Here is a 15,927-nt window from a genome sequence, read left to right on the forward strand (position 1 = left end):
ACAACACACCCACCGAGATTTCAACCGGGAAAGAATTCCCTGCTTGCCTCTCGAAGGCGACCGGACTAGCATAAGCAGGTTGTCGTTCGGGAATCAAATTCGGATCGCGTGACCCTGATCTCTGAACTATTCTGCTTTCACCGCACCAGCCGGATCGCTCCCGCCGGTTCGACGTTTCCGCCGTCCGGTACCGCCGTCAGACCGTTCAGTCGCTCCGGCAGCGAGGAGTACTATAGCCAGACTTGATCACGGGTTGTCAAACGACTTTCCCGCGACCTGCATCACATCCGGGCTCCCCGGGGGACAGGCCGGCTCTCCCCTGCACCGGTCCCTCCGGTTCTACTTCTCCTGTCATCGCTTCTCAGGGCCGTACCAGGCCAGCGCGAATCCCCCAGAGCACCGTTTGCAGGCGGTCTCGAGACCCGGTTTTCTGCATGAGTCCCGTCAGGTGGTACTTGATTGTCGTCGGCTCCACATATAGGTGTGCCGCCATCTCACCGTTGGACATGCCCTGGGCCAACAGTCTGAGCACTTCCAGCTCCCGAGAGGTCAAGGCGACGTCCACGGAAGCAGGTCCGGCGTGCGACACATGCCCGGATGCACCGCCAGCATCCGCAGCTCTGTCGGTGTACTGATGCTGAGCCCCGGTGTCAGCTTCGGCGAGCGCACCTCGGGAGCCTCGCCTGGAGAGCTCACGCAGGATCCTGCGGGTGACACGCTGGTCCAAGGTTCCCTCCCCTGCTGCGACGGAGCGGACCGCCCCCAGGAGAGTGTCCTCATCGGCACCCTTGAGGAGAAACCCCGCGGCACCGGCCTCGAGGGAGGCCAGGACGTCGTCGTCGACATCGAAGGTGGTCAGAATGAGCACGTCCACGTCCAGATCGGGGTCGGAGACGATCGCCCGCGTTGCCGCGATACCGTCGGTCCCGGGCATGCGGATGTCCATGCATACGACGTCGGGGCGCAGTTCACGAGCCAGCGCTATCGCCTCAGCGCCGTCTGCCGCCTCACCCACGACCTCAATGTCCTCTTCGGCTCCGAGGATGACGCTCAACCCGGCACGGACCACGGCCTGATCGTCAGCGATGACGAGTCGAATCATGAGATGACCGCTTCCTCCTCGGTACGGGACCCGTCGGCGACGTCCGGCGGAACGGGGATGACGAGGCGGTTGCGCCAGCCGCCGTCGGGGTCGGGTCCGGTGACCAGCTCAGCACCCACCAGGGCAGCGCGCTCAGCCATACCGGACAGACCGTAGCCACCGCCCCTGCCGCTCGAGCCCGACTGAGGCGCCTCCGCATTCGGCGGACGCCGGTTGCTCACCACGATCTCCACGCACCTCGGCTGATACATGATCCGTACCTGGCAAGATGCCCCCGGCGCGTGCCGCGCGCTGTTGGCGAGGGACTCCTGGACCATACGGTAGGCGGCGGTGTCAGCCAGCGGGCTCAGGGGACGAGGCCGGCCGTTGACCGCGTACCCGACCCGCTGTTGACGACGGCGAGCCTCCTCAACGAGGCGAGGCACTGCCTCCAGCGAGGGCAGGAGCACCGGCTCCCTTGCCATCCGGGAATCCGTCACAGCCGCCGGCTCGGCTGTCGCCTCGGTGCTCGACGACGCCGGCTCATTGTGCCGACCATCCTCGCCATGATCCTCACGTCCGGAGACATTGCTGTCCTCGCTGCGCAGGAGACCAACGACCTGACGCAGATCGGCCAGAGCGGTTCGGGCACTGTCCTGCACCGTCTGGAGCATCTGGTCGGAACGCTCCGGGTCCTTGTACCGCAAAGCCGCGGCCGCCTGGGCGCTGACGATGACGCCGGAGAGATGGTGGCCGGCGATGTCGTGGAGATCGCGGGCCAGGGCATTGCGGCTGGCCCGAAGCTCGCGCTCGACCCGTTCGCGCTCCTCGCGCTCGAGCAGCTGCTTCTCCCGTTCAAGGAGCTCAGCCTTGTCACGCAGCGCCTGGTGGAGCCGCTCGCGCCCCAACATGTACTCCGCCACCGCCACCGGTAGGAGGTAACGCTGGAGCAGGTGCACCGAGAGCAAGATGATCATAGCGATCATCCCACGCTGACCGGAGTACACCTCCCCAATGAGGAAGACCAGGTTAAAGACGATGACGTTGGCGAACAGCGCGATCTGCCAGCCCGGGACACGGTAGCGCACGAAGCACCAGATGACGACCATGACCGCAACGGATCCGAGCCCCGATCGATCACTGGCGATGAGGATGATGAGATCGGCGGTGGCCACGATCCCGAGCGTCCAGTACGGGAAGCGCGCTGTCACCATGACAGCCGCTATCTGGAGGACAGCGAGCACGCTCAGGACAACCGCCCTGGCAACGGTACCTGCCTCATACCCGGAGACATACTCTGGTTCTGCTATCACCATGCCGATGTAAGACAACACGCTGAGCAGGCACAGCGCCACCGCGGCTCGTGGGAGCCTCGGTGGCGACTGCACCCGGACGGCGGAATCGGGCATGCGGCTGGGCACACTCCGAGTCAAGCACACACGCGACGCCGAGGTGCCCGACTCCGTCTCCGAGCCCATCACTTGTGGCACAGGGTGGCGTCGACGGCGTCTTCAATCAGTTTGTCCTTCTCTTTGGCGGAGCTCTCCAGGTTGCTCTGGTCCGCGATCGCCGCGGGCACAGCTGTCACGGCAACGGTGACGGCGGTGCCGTCAGGTCCGACGGCGTCGTTGGTCTGGTACCCGTGGATCGTCCCGCCGTGGCCCCAGGATGTGCCTCCGCAACTGAGCGGAGTACCGATGAGGCCCAGCCCGTAGACTCGTCCTCCTGATCCCATATCGACACCCTTCTTCATCTCCTCGATGCTGGACTGGCTCAGCAGCCTGCCGTCGAAGACGGCCTGGAAGAAGGTGTTGAGCTCGCTAGGGGTCGAGACCATCGCACCAGCTGCCCACCCCCAAGCCGGATCCATCTCGGTAATGTCCTCCAACTTGCCGTCGGCGTTGAGGTGGTACCCCCGAGGATGGGTGCCACGAATCTTCTCCTCCCCTTGAGTCGGGAAGTAGGTGTGCGACAGCCCCAGCTTCTTGACGATGCGCTGGTCGATCTGCTCACCCACCGGCCGCTGGGACACCCGCTCAATGAGCATCCCCAGCACGATGTAGTTCGTATTGGTGTACTTCCACTGCGTCCCCGGCTCAAACTGCGCCGGCTTGCTCAGAGCTGTGTCCAGTAGATCCCGCGGCTGCGCGTAGTGATCCTTGATTTGGAAGATATCGCTCCTTCCGGGAGTGATATCGGTGTACTCAGGTAGTCCGCTGGTGTGCTGCAGGAGCTGGCGCACCGTGATCTTCGATCCGTCGACGCCCTCACCCTTGATCAGGCCCGGCAGATAGGTCTCGATCGGCTCATCGAGCCCCACCTTGCCCTCCTGAACCAGCTGCATGACCACCACGGCCACAAAGGTCTTCGTGTTCGACCCGATCCTCACCTCGCCGTCCATCGGCGGGGCCTGCCCCGTCTCCAGATTGCCCTTGCCCACGGCAACTCCCGCCGACTCACCCTTGCTGTCGGTCACCGCCGCCAGAGCCGCCGGGTAACCGGCCTCCACCAGCCCCTGCGCCCGGGACTTCAGGCTCTCAGCCTCTCCCTTCGACGGCGCCGCCGAGGCCGTACCCCCGGCAGCCCCCAACGCGATCGCCGCCGCCAGAGGCACCGCCAGCACCCGCCACACCACCGACCGGCGACGGCCGGCTCGGGTACCGGCGGCCCCTGCTGCTTCGGGGCTTTCAGGAGTGACTACGTTGGAACGGACAGGACTGAACTTCTCTGCTTTACCCATGCCTCCAGTGTCATGACTCCGCGGGCCGACCACCCCCGCCTGCAGCACAGCGCCCCCTGCCCAGAAGGACAGTCCCGGATGAGGTGGACCGCCGCTCAGCACCGACCCGCGCCGGCGCCGCTTGCGGCCTCGTCAGGAGGTGCACGTGCGGGAGGCCTGGTAGGCGGCCCCCACGATGCCGGCCGTGTTGAGCAGCTGGGCCGGGACAATCGGGGTCTTGAGGTCGAGCAGCGGCAGGTACTTCTCGTGCTTGCGGGAGACTCCGCCGCCGACGACGAACAGGTCCGGGGAGAAGAGCATCTCCACATGGGCGTAGTAGCGCTGGAGACGCTTGGCCCACTTCTTCCAGGACAGGTCCTGGGCGGTGCGCTGCCCGGCGGAGGCCCGGCTCTCGGCGTCGTACCCGTCGATCTCCAGGTGCCCGAGCTCGGTGTTGGGAACCAGGGTTCCGTCAACAATGACAGCGGAGCCGATCCCGGTGCCCAGGGTGGTGACGATGATGGTTCCGGGCACGTCCTTGGCGGCACCGAAGGCGACCTCAGCCAGGCCCGCGGCGTCGGCGTCATTGAGTCCGGTCACCGGCCGGCCCAGGTGCTCGCGCATGAGCTCGGTGAGGTTGACGCCCGTCCAGGACTTGTCGAGGTTGGCGATGAACGGGACGGTGCCGTGAACGATCGGAGCGGGCAGGGCCACGCCGACGGGGACGTCGTCGCCCACCTCGAGCTGTTCGAGGAGCTCGCGGCACACCTCGGCGACGGCCGCAGGAGTCGACTCCTCGGGAGTGTCAATGCGGACACGCTCACCGATGAACGTGCCCGTGGCCAGGTCGACCAGGGCGCTCTTGACGCCCGATCCACCGATGTCAATCCCACATGCCACTGATGCTGCTGGTGCTGTCGAAGTCATGAGGTCCTCCTGGTACTACGCGTCCTCGCGGTCTCCGCCCAGCCTAGTGCAGGGACGGCGGCCGCGAGGACGGTCGGAACAAGGAGACGGTGGCGGCCGGAGGCCGCAGCGTCGGCCCTCAGTCGCGAGTGCTCTCCTGACGGGCACCCCGGTAGAGGTACCACAGGGTGCCGACGAACAGCACCACGCCCACCCAGGGGGCGATGCCGGCGAAGCCCTCGGGCATGATGGCCAGCGGATCCTCCTTGCCGCCGAAGGCCACGACGATCCCGGCATAGACGACACCGGCGAGGCTCTCACCGACGATGAGTCCGGTGGCCATGAGCGTGCCCATGCGCTTGGCCCGCTCGGGGTTGGCGGTGCGCTCGGCCCAGCGGTCGTAGAAGTGACCGAGGGCGGCGCCGATCGGAATCATGACGGTCACGGCCGTGGGCAGGTACATGCCCATGCCGACGGCGAGCGGCGGCAGGGAGTACTTGCTGCTGCGGCGCAGGATCTCGTCGATGGCGATGACGACGGCGCCGATGAGGGCGCCCAGCCCCAGCAGATTCCAGTCGAGGTCACCACCGAGGACGCCCTGAACCAGGTGCTTGATGAGGTTCGCCTGGGGCGCGGCCAGAGCGTCGGCACCGGCGTCGGGGGCACCTGCGAAGCCGAAGGCTCCCTGCATGAGGCTGAGCACCGGCGGGATGACGATGGCTCCGAAGACCACACCGATGACGAGGGCCACCTGCTGCTTCCACGGGGTGGAGTCGACGAGCTGACCGGTCTTGAGGTCCTGAAGGTTGTCATTGGAGATGGTGGCCACGCCGAAGACGACCGCGGTGACGAACAGCGTGTAGGCCACCAGAGTACGGACGTCGTCGGGCGAGGAGGTGGTGGCGATGGTGCGCACGAGCGCGGCCGCAGTCACCGCCACGAGGATGCCGACGCCGGAGATCGGCGAGTTGGACGAGCCGATGAGGCCGGCCATGTAGCCGCAGACCGAGGCGACGACCAGACCGGTCAGCAGGATGAAGAGGATGGAGACGATAATGAGGCCCGCCGTGTGGTGGGCCATGGAGGTCCCGTGCAGGAACAGCCACAGGAGCACACCGATGGGCAGCATGGAGCCGACGGTGACACCGATGACCGTCTTCATCGACAGGTCGCGCTCGGTCAGGGGGATCTCCTCGCCGGCGTTGCGCTTGGCACTGGAGGCCAGGGACTCGCGGATACCGGAGGCGATGGGGCCGAGGATCTTCAGGAAGGTCCAGATGGCGGCGATGGCGATGGCACCGGCACCGACGATCCGCACCTCACTGGCGAAGGTGGTGCTCACGAAGTCCGCGAGGTCCTTGGCGGCGGCCGCCTCGCCCCAGGTGCGCATCGGAAGCAGTACGCCGTAGGAGATGAGCAGGCCGACGATCATGGCGATGCCGACGCCGACGCCGACCAGGTGGCCCACTCCGGCCAGCGCCAGGGACAGGGAGGTGCCCACCATCGTGGCGCCGGCACCGACCCGGAAGACCCCGGAGATGTCGACGCTGATGGCCTTGAGGGCGTTGAGGAAGTAGAGGGCGGCTGAGGCGATGGAGCCTCGCACGATGACACCCAGTCCGCGGCTGGACTCCTCGGCCCCCTCACTGGTGTCGCCCACGCGCAGGACCTCGGCGCCGGCCACGCCCTCGGGGTAGGGCAGGTCGGAGTTGGTCACGAGCGCGCGCCGCAACGGGATCGAGTAGGTGACGCCGAGGATGCCGCCCAGGATGATGACGAGGACCGTCTGGAGGTAGGGGAAGCCGGTCCACCAGCCCACGATGATGAGTCCGGGCAGCACGAAGATGATGGCGGACAGCGTCCCGGCCGCTGATGCGATCGTCTGGACGATGTTGTTCTCCTGGATCGTGTGATCGGAGAAGCGACGCAGGATCGCCATGGAGATGACGGCGGCCGGGATCGAGGTGGCGAAGGTGAGCCCCACCTTGAGACCGAGGTAGACGTTCGCCGCGGTGAAGACGAGCGTGATGACGCCGCCGATGAGGACGCCGCGGATCGTCAGCTCCTTGACCGGGGCGGAGCCGGCACCGGACGGTTTCGCCGCAGCGGAGCCGGTTGAGGTTGTTGTGGACATGGTGAGATCTCTCGATGTCGGGATAATTCCGAGGGGAGAGTAGCACTTTGTCCGAAAACGATCGTTAACGGCCCATTCAACGCAGGACAGATCAGGCCCGCCGTCGTAGCCCTCAACACTTCGACCGAATTTTCATAGAAGACCCGGAGCCGTGTCTCTTCTGAAGTTTTGGTCGAAGTGAGCGGCGGGCGCCGGCCGGCTTACTCGGAGGCCAGGGCGCCGGCGATCCTGTACAGGGCGACGGCCAGGAGGAATGCGAGAGCAGTCATGAGACCGGGCCCCCAGAAGCCGGGGACGTGGGTCAGGAGCCCTCCGCCGATGGCACCGGCGATCGTGGCACCGAGGTACATCGCCGTGTTGGACAGTGAGGAGACGGTTCCTCGGGCTTGGCCGGCGTGGGCCTGCAGCTGCCCCATGAGGACGGGCAGGAGGAAGCCGGCCACAACCAGGGCCGCGGCGAAGGCGACAACAGTGCCCCACATGGTGGTCACGATGAGCGGCATCGCAGCGGCCAGGAGGTAGAAGGCGCCCTGGGCGAGGATGCCGCCCCACAGCGACCGCCGCTCACCGATCCTTGCGACGAGCCGTGGGCCGAGGAGCGAGCCCAGCGCGGTTCCCAGACCGATCATCATCATGACCTTTCCGATGGTGCCCTGCGAGGCACCGAAGTCCTTGGCCAGCCAGGAGCCGATGAATGAGAACGACACATAGTTGCCGGTCTGGAACACGAGGTAGGCGAGGAGCGACCACCTCAGCACCCGCGAGCCGAGGATCCTCCGGTAGGAGCCGACGACGTCGGCTGACTCCCCCACCGGCAGCACATGGGGGAACGAGAGGAAGAGGAGTCCCCAAAGGATGACGCTGACCGCCGCGACCACGAGGAACGGCAGCTGCCAGCCTCTGATCGACAGGTAGGAGCCGATCGGCACGCCGGCAACCTGCGCGACCGCCAGTCCCGCGGTCGCATAGCCCATGACCTTGATGACGGACGGCCGGGGCACGGTGACCGGGATGGAGGCCCAGATCTGGGAGCTGACGAATGCGGCACTCACGCCGGCCAGGAAGCGGGCGGCGACCATACTCCAGAAGCTCCAGGCCAGTCCACAGGCGCAGGTGAAAACGGCGAAGGCCGCCAGTCCGGAGAGAATGACCCGACGCCGGTCGTGACGGTCCGAGACGGGGCCGGCCACGAGGGCGAACAGCGCGTACCCCAGGGCGTAGGCGGAGACCAGCCAACCGGCCCGGGACAGGGGGACATCGAGCTCACGCTGGAGCAGGGGCAGCAGGGGCGCGACGAGGAAGGTGTCGGTCCCGATGACGAACATGGTGAAGAAGGACAGCCAGCCCATGGTCGAGACGCGGATACCTTTCGGCGGCGTTCTCTTGTCATCGACGGACACGCGCAATGAGCCACTAGCTTCTTCAGTCATCTCAAACCTCCTTAGTTCGATGTTTGACGTACTAAGAATTGTAGGAGACGATACTCGTTGTCAACCCCCGTCCGGTGCGCGCCGGGGGCGAAGGCTGGGACAGAAAGGCAGGGACGAACTGTGAAGGACAGGGAGCTCTTCCACCCCGAGGCGGGCAACATCTCCCTGGACGCGATCCTGGGCGCCCTGTCAGACCCCATCCGCCGCGACGTCCTTCGCCGGATCGCCGATGAGGGCGCCCTGTACTGCGGGGACCTGAGCTACGACGTCGTCAAGTCCACGATGTCGCACCACTTCCGGGTGCTGCGCGAGTCGGGGCTCATGCATACCGAGCGCGAGGGCAAGCACCGGCGCATCACCCGGCGCGACAACGTCATCGAGAAACGCTTTCCAGGACTGCTGGCCGCCGTCGGCCTGCCCGCCGGCAAGGGGCAGTGGCCGGACTGAGGACCACCCGGGCGAGTACCCTGACGGCGCCATGACAAGCCGCAGCCATCGCCCTCAACACTTCGACCAAAACTTCAGAAAAGACCCGGAGCCGTGTCTTCTATGAAGATTTGGTCGAAGTGAGCGGTGGGCACGTCACTGCGAGGTGACTTCGACTTGCTGGCGGGTGTTCCACCCCATCTTGCCGCTGGTGACCATCCCCCAGACCCGCAGGGGACGCAGGATCAGTGCGGACCAGAGCGTCGCCACCGGGGACAGGATGAGACTGGCGTACCTCTGGGAGCCGGTGGTGTCCGAGCGCCACACGGTGATGTACCTCGAGCCCTGCGCCAGCCCGATCGCGAGAGGCACCAGCACCACCGTCGGGGGGATACCGCCGCCGAGGACGAGCGGACGCCACAGCAGCAGGTAGACGAAGACCGAGATCACCAGCCAGATCTGCATCCACCCGGTGACCTGGCGCCACCAGCCCCATGAGAGGACCGGCAGGAAGCGGATGCGCCAGAGCCCACGGATGAAGGAGCCGCGGAACCAGCGCTCCTGCTGGCGGTAGTGGTGGCTCCAGCGGTCGGGCATCCACGCGAAGGCGAAGGCTGAGGGCTGCTGAACGGTCCTGCCGTGCAGCAAGGCGAAGAGCGTCAGCATGGAGTCGTCGGAGAACTCCACGTGCCTCCCCAGGTAGCTCTCGTTCATGTAGGTATCGATGTTCTCAGCCAGGATGGAGCACCGGTAGGCGGCCAGACCGCCGGAGTTGACCATGACCGAGCCGAGCTGCGACATGAAGGAGCGGTCGACGAGCTGCTGGCCGACGAAGATCACGTCGGTGACACGGGCGAGCAGATTCTCCCGATTGTTGATCGCCAGGATGACGCCGGCCACCGACATGACCCGGGGATCGCTGAAGGGCTGGACGATCTCATGGAGGGCCTCGGCGTCGAGCATGGAGTCGGAGTCGACGGTCACGAACAGGTCGGCGTCGCGAATCTTCCTGAAACCGTGAACCTGAGCATGCCGCTTGCCCTCATTGGCCGTGCGTTGCCAGGTGGCGTAGATGCGGGCCACCGCCGCCTGACGAATGAACCAGTCCCGCTCCGCCACGTAGGCGCCCTGGGTGGAGCCGTCGTCGACGACGTGGATCTCCGCCGGCGGAGAGCTCTGACGCAACAGGGCGGAGAGCATCCGCACCACGACATCAGGATCCTCGTTGTAGAGCGGAACGAGCACGGCGACCCGATACACCTCACCACGACCGACCACGCGCCCCTCGAAGCCGGCCAGCACGAGCTGCACAGCCACCATCACGAAGAGGACATCGAAGGTCCACACGATCCACGTGTCCAGGACGTGGTGCCGGCTGACCAGGACCCGCCAGCACAGCCACCCCAGCACACCGAGGGCCACGACGACGGCGGGCAGGGCCCCACTGGCCCGCATCAGGGCCCGAGGCAGCCCGGTGGCATCGGCCGATCGCTGAGCCTCGTCCGTCGTCGCCACCGGAGTGCGTACAGTGACTACACCCTCGCCGCGCCCCTTGCCACGGACCACCCGCACCACTCGGAGCCGTGTCCTGCGCTTGAACAGCAGCTTGACCGCGAAACAGGACAGCAGGATGACAAGGCAGACCAGCAGGACGAGCAGGCCGAAGGACCAAGTCATAGGCGTCAGTCTTTCCGTGTCGAGATGCCGGTTCCGGGCGAGGAGGCGACGGCGGCTCAGGCCGGGGCTGAGGCGAGGGGCTGGCTGCGCATGACCTCCGGAACCGTTTTGACGGGAAGGCCGGAGTCCGCCACCTGCTTCATGAAGCGCTCGAAGCTGGCCGCCTTCACCGACTCGGGAGCGCCGTCGGGCTTCTCGTCGATGCGATGGAAGACCATGTGGGTCCAGCATCGGTGCTCCTGGCAGCGGGCCAGGGCCTTCTCGACCTGGGACTCGGTGGTGTAGGAGCCGCAGTAGAAGACGCGGAGCCGGAATGGGTCCCCCGGCGCGAGGGTCTCCGGGGCGTTCTCGATGGTGCGCAGCGAGGTGAAGTAGCTCTGAGAGGTGCGCAGCACGAGGTCGTTGTACCGGCCCATGGGCAGGGCGAAGTGGGCGGCGCCCTCGGGGTAGCCGTGCTCGAGGAGGAAGGACCTGATCGTCTCGAACTCCTGGCGTATCCCCGCCTCGTCGAGCGTGGTGAGGTCGGTGGAGGCGTGGGCGGCGATGTCCCAGCCGTGAACCTCTCGCATCTCAGCGAGCTGGTCGGCATTCATGCGCCCCGGCAGTCCGACCTTGTCGGCGATGACGTAGGAGGTTGCCGCGGGGATGCCGTGGCCCTGCATGATCTCCCGTGCCGTCTTGTAGTCGCTGTCGTAGCCGTCGTCGAAGGAGATGGAGACGATGCCGCTGTCCGCTGAGGGCAGGGTGCCCAGGTAGCCGAGCCATAGGCGGCTCGGTGCCGAGTCGGAGGCGGGGACGGCCTTCAGGCGCACCCGCGTCACCCGGTCCAGCCGGGGGTGGCCGACGACGGAGCGCTCGGCGGCGCGGTTGACGGTCACTCGGCACCAGCTTCCGGTGCGCAGCGTGCGTATGTCGGGTGCGACGTCCAGGCGCAGGCAGTCCTCACCCTCCCCGCCGAGCTCGAGCTGGATGCTCTCGATCTGCCGGTAGTCCTCAGCGCGCAGCCACAGGTCCCACTGGCAGTCGGTCATGTCGACGCCCGAGAGCGCCAGGTCGGCGCTGGTGGGACGAGCGGGGTCGCCGGTGGTGGTGAGCTGCAGCGACTGGGTCCCGTGGGAGTGGGTGGAGGTGTCCGGCCGTATGGATCCGTCCCTGGAGGAGAGTGCCCAGGCGCGCGGGTCCTGCATGTCCGATAGCACCTCTGACGGCGCTGAGGATGGACCCACGGGCGGGGCCGGGGAGGCGTGAGCCACCGTCTGCAGCTCAGGTAGAAGAGTGCTCGAGGCTGCTAAGGCGAGGCCGCCCATCAGAAAGTTGCGGCGCCTCATCCGATCATGCTGCGGCAAGGTACTTCTCCAGTTAACAGTCCACTCGGTTGGTTTCCTCTCCAGGATACGCACCAAATCGCCGCCACCGCAGACAAAAGTCGCGGACACCCCAACCAGGCGCCTGCCACATCGTGCCACCGGCCCGTCAAGTCCCTGCAAATCCGCGCACCTCCGCCAACCAACGCCGACCACATGTGAGGGAGATCACCCTACTGTTGTAGGTAACTGAGACGCCCCATCGACCACCTGCCACTCGAGCATGAACCACAAAAAAGTCCGACCGCACGCCATTGCTATGTCCTCGGCGACTCTTCTCGTTCGGGACTCAGGCGAAGACCGAGGCGAGGCGGGCGACGGCGGGGTCGGAGTCGCGGACCAACCGGCGAAGCACCTCTCCGGCGGCATCGACCGGGAGCTCGATGAGAGCCTGAGTCAGACGCAGTCGCACGGCGGTCTCGGCGGTGGGTGCGGCGAGCTCGTCGGTGAGAGCGTTGACGATCCAGGACGCACGCTCATCGTCGCGGCACAGCACTCCCAGCACCTCCGCGGCCTCCACATCGTGGGCGCCTTCGACCACCATCGCGACAAGGACGGGGACGGCCTCGGTCACACCGCATCGCCCCAGCGCCAGAGCGGCGCAGTCGCGCACAGCCGCGTCGGGGTCATCGAGGGCCTGCGCGAGCACGACGGCGGCGCCCGGCGCCTCGGGCACCTCAGAGATCGCCCGAACCGCGCGCCGTCGAACGTCCGTGTCCCCTGCGCGAGCACCGGCGCGCAGCGCCGCCACCGCATCACCGCCGGATCGGGCGATGGCCCAGCGCAGCGCACCCGCGACATCCGGCTCGGACTCGCTCAGAAGCGCTTCGGCCAGCAGCTCGACGGGGACCGGCGCTCCCGCAGATCGGATCAGAACGGCTTGCTGTCTGCGTGCAGCACTTTCCGAGTCGAGGTCTCGCATCAGGTCAATGACGCGCAGGACGTCGCGCCAGTCGGCAGGCGCGGAGGCGTCAATGGCCCGGAGCCGGTCGAGCAGCTCGCGCTCCTGGGCCAGACGCTCCTCAGTGCACCGGATGAGATCGACGACGAGCGCGGCGGGCGTCAGGTCCGGGTCCTCCAGAGCACGCCCCACCTGCTTGAGCGACAACCCCATGGATCGAAGGCTCTCCACCTGGAAGATTCTGCGGACGTCCTCGGCAGAGTAGTCGCGGTAGCCGGCGGAGGTGCGGCCCGTCGGCCGCACCAGACCCAGAGCCTCATAGTGCCGGAGCATCCGGGCACTCACTCCGGAGGAGCGGGCCGCGTCGCCGATCAGCACTCCATCTCCTCCTGCACCCCCACAGAGTCAACCCCAGCAGATTCAGCTCCCACCACGCCATTATCCGCCCCCTCCACGCTTGGCACCCCCGGTGTGAGCATCAGCCTCGCCTCGAAGATGGCCTCCTCAAAACCTCTCTCCGGGTCCTGCCGAAGCAGCTCGGTGGCACGGGCGTGCGCAGCCACCCTCGGATCGAGACTATGTGCAGCCCTCTCCAGGACGGGGTCGGCGAACTCGCCGAGGTCGATCAGCGCCCGGCTCAGGCTCAGCTGGACGCTTCGGTCTCCACGACCGAGCTGGCGTGTCAGATCCTCGGCCAGAGACGCCTTCTCGTCCTCCGGAACGAGGACGACGGCGGTGCGCCAGGCGGTCCGCGCGATCCCGTCGTCGGGATCGCCGAGCATCTCGCGGGTGATCCAGGGCCAGGCGCTCTTGTCACCGATCTTGGAGAGTGTGTGCAGGGCCTGACTGCGGGCCTGGTTGCAACCGGAGTCGAGCTCCCGGTGGAGGCGCGGCAGAACGATCTCCGACGGCAGGCGGGTGAGGGCCCAGGAGAGCATGTCCCGAACGAAGAAGTCCGGCTCGATCGCGCACCGCTCGACGAGCAGCTCCGTGTAGTCGGCATCGGCTCCGGACCCGATGGCCAGGGCCGCCTGCAGACGGATCGAAGAGCTCTCAGCGCTCAGGGCCTTCGCGACACGGGAGTCCTGCGGGGTTGTACTGGTCATCGGGACCACCTCCTGCCCCCAAGGAAATGCCTTGTCACAATGTCAAGGTCAAGTCGTCCCGGCACTCGACGCGCATCCGGATGTTGGCCGAGCCTAAGGCCGCAGCCGATCGATACTGACCTCAATTATTCGCGGGGTCTGCCGTCTGAAGCCGGAGTCGAAGTTAATGAGCAAATGGATGGCGAACCCGTGCAGCGCCGTCGTCTCCACCTCGATATCGATCCTCCTGACCGACTTCGCCTGGCACAGCGGGCTATTCGCCGCAGCCACCGCGTGGGTGGCGCACAGGTTCTTCACCACCGGTCTGCCCATCTGGGTCTTCGCCGTGCTGCGCGTCTGAACCACTATCTACATCATTGATCTCATCTGGACGGCTTGAAAGGTTCTCGAACCCCGCGACAGATAGGCCCGCAGCGGACTGCTACCGGATAGCACGGACGTATTTCTCAATCACGACGCCAGACTCGAAGCCTCGACAACTCACTAGATCAAAGTTCTGCACGATGGCCCCAGCGACACCGAACAGCCGGACGCCGTCACCAAGGATGACGGGATTGCGTTTGAGAATGAGGCGGTCGATCTCAGGCAGCAACTCTCCTGCAAGATTTCCGCCACCGCAGAGGTAGATCCCAAGCCCCTCTCGCCGCTTCAGCTCGCGCACCGTCGCGACCGCGTCGGCGGTGAACGTCACACCAACCGGTGGGGCTGTCTGCGAACATGTTGCGACGAACTCACTCAGGTGCGCATAGGGCCGTTCAATGCCAGCCGCCCGCGCGACGTCATAACTCGCCCAACCTTGAATGACCGTGTCGAAGCGACTACCCGGCGGATGCATACCAAGCGCCCCGAGCACATGGGCGGGAAGCGCATCGGCGAAGTCACTCAGGTAGACGGCCACATGATCCCCCTCGACGAGAAAAGCGTCGTAGCCGCCGTCAGGCGCGGCGATATAGCCGTCGATAGACACGGCGACGTAATAGATCAGTTCACATATCACACCCTCAATCACTACTGTTGTCGTGGTTAAAACAACCTTACCACTACAGCAGTAGTAGTTGCGATAGCATGATGACATGGCCCGTAATGCTGAGCGACGCACGCTGCTCGCCGACGCCGCTGTACGGGTGCTCGCTCAACAAGGCTCGCGCGGTCTGACGCATCGGGCGATCGACACCGAGGCGGCGGTACCCAGGGGTACGGCCTCGAACTACTTCGCCTCGCGCGATGAGGTCATTGACGCGATTCTGCTCCGCATCAGTGAACGTCTGCAGCCTAATTCCGACATCCACGCGGATCTCGCCCAGCGGTCTCCCTGCGTTGAACGATTTACCGAGTACCTGCGCGACATCGTCCACCGACTGACAGACGATCGCGATGCAGCGATCGCGCTCTTCGAGCTGCGACTCGAAGCCACCCGCCGTCCTCATGTTGCTGATGCGCTCACCTCCTGGCGGCGAGCAGGGCTTGAAGCCGACATCGAGTTCAACGAAAAGATGGTCCTACCCGACCTGCCTGCGGACATCATGCTTTTCCACTACGCCCTCGACGGGCTGATTCTCGACCAACTCACTGTCCCCGTGGATGAAACCGCCAACCCTGACGAGGTGGTAAGCGCGCTCACCCACCGACTCCTCAGCAGCTGACGCAACTCACCAACTCAATCCTGTTCTGCCAACGGCGACGTCGACGATGTCATCCAGTGCTGCACCGACTATAAGCACCGCTTGCCCCAGCAAGGAAAAGGTCGTTCCGACGAGAGCCCACTGCAGCAGTATTGGCAGAGGTCTGCTCCGCCGGATATCTTGGCAGGGCATCCTTGATCTAGTGGCTTTAGTGGAAAACTTGTCAATACTTGCCCCCTCATGTAATCCGGTGGCATAAGTTCACCAGTCAAGTTGCACTCAATGACATAGCACACACCGCCGGAAGAATCACCGACACCAGGCATCGCGAGCGCGTGAGGAACTATTCCAACGAATTGAAACCATCTATATCACCGGAAATTCTCAATTCCGTTGCCCAACAGGCGGGCTTCGGAAGCGAACGCCCCTCTCCCACTTCCTGCGTGAACACGGTGTCACCCTCCGTAATCACTCCCCGTCGAGCAACGAGATTCAACTGATGTACGCCACCTACGAGCAAGACGCTTCACTCGAATGTACGGGGGGGGGGGGGGGAGCCGG

General features: G+C 65.7%; 14 protein-coding genes. 3 read left to right on the plus strand and 11 right to left on the minus strand.

The features are described from left to right. Positions 1–361: 361 nt before the first annotated feature. From BKH28_RS12760 to BKH28_RS12785, 6 genes are all read right to left on the minus strand, one after another. Positions 362–1,102 (minus strand): response regulator transcription factor, encoded by a 741-nt coding sequence (locus tag BKH28_RS12760; RefSeq protein WP_075419158.1) that lies wholly within the window; start codon positions 1,100–1,102, stop codon positions 362–364. Continuing rightward, positions 1,099–2,397 (minus strand): sensor histidine kinase, encoded by a 1,299-nt coding sequence (locus BKH28_RS12765; RefSeq protein ID WP_256696049.1) that lies wholly within the window; start codon positions 2,395–2,397, stop codon positions 1,099–1,101. The genes BKH28_RS12760 and BKH28_RS12765 overlap by 4 nt, the downstream gene beginning before the upstream one ends. A 161-nt stretch (positions 2,398–2,558) precedes the next feature. Continuing rightward, positions 2,559–3,821, minus strand: coding sequence for a serine hydrolase domain-containing protein (locus BKH28_RS12770; RefSeq protein ID WP_081380149.1), 1,263 nt, complete (start codon positions 3,819–3,821; stop codon positions 2,559–2,561). Positions 3,822–3,953: 132 nt separating this feature from the next. Continuing rightward, positions 3,954–4,727 (minus strand): polyphosphate--glucose phosphotransferase, encoded by a 774-nt coding sequence (gene ppgK / locus BKH28_RS12775; RefSeq protein WP_075419161.1) that lies wholly within the window; start codon positions 4,725–4,727, stop codon positions 3,954–3,956. A gap of 118 nt (positions 4,728–4,845) precedes the next feature. Further along, positions 4,846–6,840 carry an OPT family oligopeptide transporter gene (locus BKH28_RS12780; RefSeq protein WP_075419162.1) on the minus strand — a complete coding sequence of 665 codons (1,995 nt, stop codon included), beginning with the start codon at positions 6,838–6,840 and terminating at the stop codon, positions 4,846–4,848. 200 nt (positions 6,841–7,040) lie between these two features. Beyond that, on the minus strand, positions 7,041–8,270 hold the full coding sequence (locus BKH28_RS12785; protein ID WP_075419163.1) for an MFS transporter: 1,230 nt from the start codon (positions 8,268–8,270) through the stop codon (positions 7,041–7,043). A gap of 120 nt (positions 8,271–8,390) precedes the next feature. On the opposite strand from BKH28_RS12785, the gene BKH28_RS12790 reads away from it, so the two are divergent. Further along, the gene (locus BKH28_RS12790; protein WP_075419164.1) at positions 8,391–8,717 is read left to right on the plus strand and encodes an ArsR/SmtB family transcription factor; all 327 of its coding nucleotides are present in this window, start codon (positions 8,391–8,393) and stop codon (positions 8,715–8,717) included. 135 nt (positions 8,718–8,852) lie between these two features. On the opposite strand, the gene BKH28_RS12795 is transcribed toward BKH28_RS12790, so the two are convergent. The 4 genes from BKH28_RS12795 to BKH28_RS12810 all read right to left on the minus strand — a co-directional run bounded on the left by BKH28_RS12795 (position 8,853) and on the right by BKH28_RS12810 (position 13,744). Beyond that, positions 8,853–10,373, minus strand: a complete 1,521-nt coding sequence (locus BKH28_RS12795; protein ID WP_075419165.1) for a glycosyltransferase family 2 protein — start codon at positions 10,371–10,373, stop codon at positions 8,853–8,855. A 56-nt stretch (positions 10,374–10,429) separates the two neighbouring features. Further along, on the minus strand, positions 10,430–11,701 hold the full coding sequence (locus tag BKH28_RS12800) for a polysaccharide deacetylase family protein (protein ID WP_075419166.1): 1,272 nt from the start codon (positions 11,699–11,701) through the stop codon (positions 10,430–10,432). A 325-nt stretch (positions 11,702–12,026) separates the two neighbouring features. Next, a complete protein-coding gene (locus tag BKH28_RS12805) occupies positions 12,027–13,016 on the minus strand; it encodes a MerR family transcriptional regulator (protein WP_075419167.1) in 990 nt (329 codons plus the stop codon). Beyond that, positions 13,010–13,744, minus strand: coding sequence for a HEAT repeat domain-containing protein (locus BKH28_RS12810; protein WP_075419168.1), 735 nt, complete (start codon positions 13,742–13,744; stop codon positions 13,010–13,012). Before BKH28_RS12810 ends, BKH28_RS12805 begins: the two co-directional genes overlap by 7 nt. A 178-nt stretch (positions 13,745–13,922) precedes the next feature. On the opposite strand from BKH28_RS12810, the gene BKH28_RS13595 reads away from it, so the two are divergent. Next, positions 13,923–14,084, plus strand: coding sequence for a hypothetical protein (locus tag BKH28_RS13595; RefSeq protein WP_178388894.1), 162 nt, complete (start codon positions 13,923–13,925; stop codon positions 14,082–14,084). Between the two features lie 81 nt (positions 14,085–14,165). Here BKH28_RS13595 and BKH28_RS12815 read toward each other — a convergent pair whose 3' ends face one another. Next, on the minus strand, positions 14,166–14,753 hold the full coding sequence (locus tag BKH28_RS12815; protein WP_334070632.1) for a dihydrofolate reductase family protein: 588 nt from the start codon (positions 14,751–14,753) through the stop codon (positions 14,166–14,168). A gap of 64 nt (positions 14,754–14,817) precedes the next feature. Between BKH28_RS12815 and BKH28_RS12820 the strand changes: the two genes are divergently transcribed. Next, a complete protein-coding gene (locus tag BKH28_RS12820) occupies positions 14,818–15,387 on the plus strand; it encodes a TetR/AcrR family transcriptional regulator (protein ID WP_075419169.1) in 570 nt (189 codons plus the stop codon). Positions 15,388–15,927: the final 540 nt, after the last annotated feature.

Origin of the sequence: Actinomyces oris, from assembly GCF_001937665.1 — a bacterium.
In the GTDB taxonomy this organism is placed as follows: domain Bacteria; phylum Actinomycetota; class Actinomycetes; order Actinomycetales; family Actinomycetaceae; genus Actinomyces; species Actinomyces stomatis.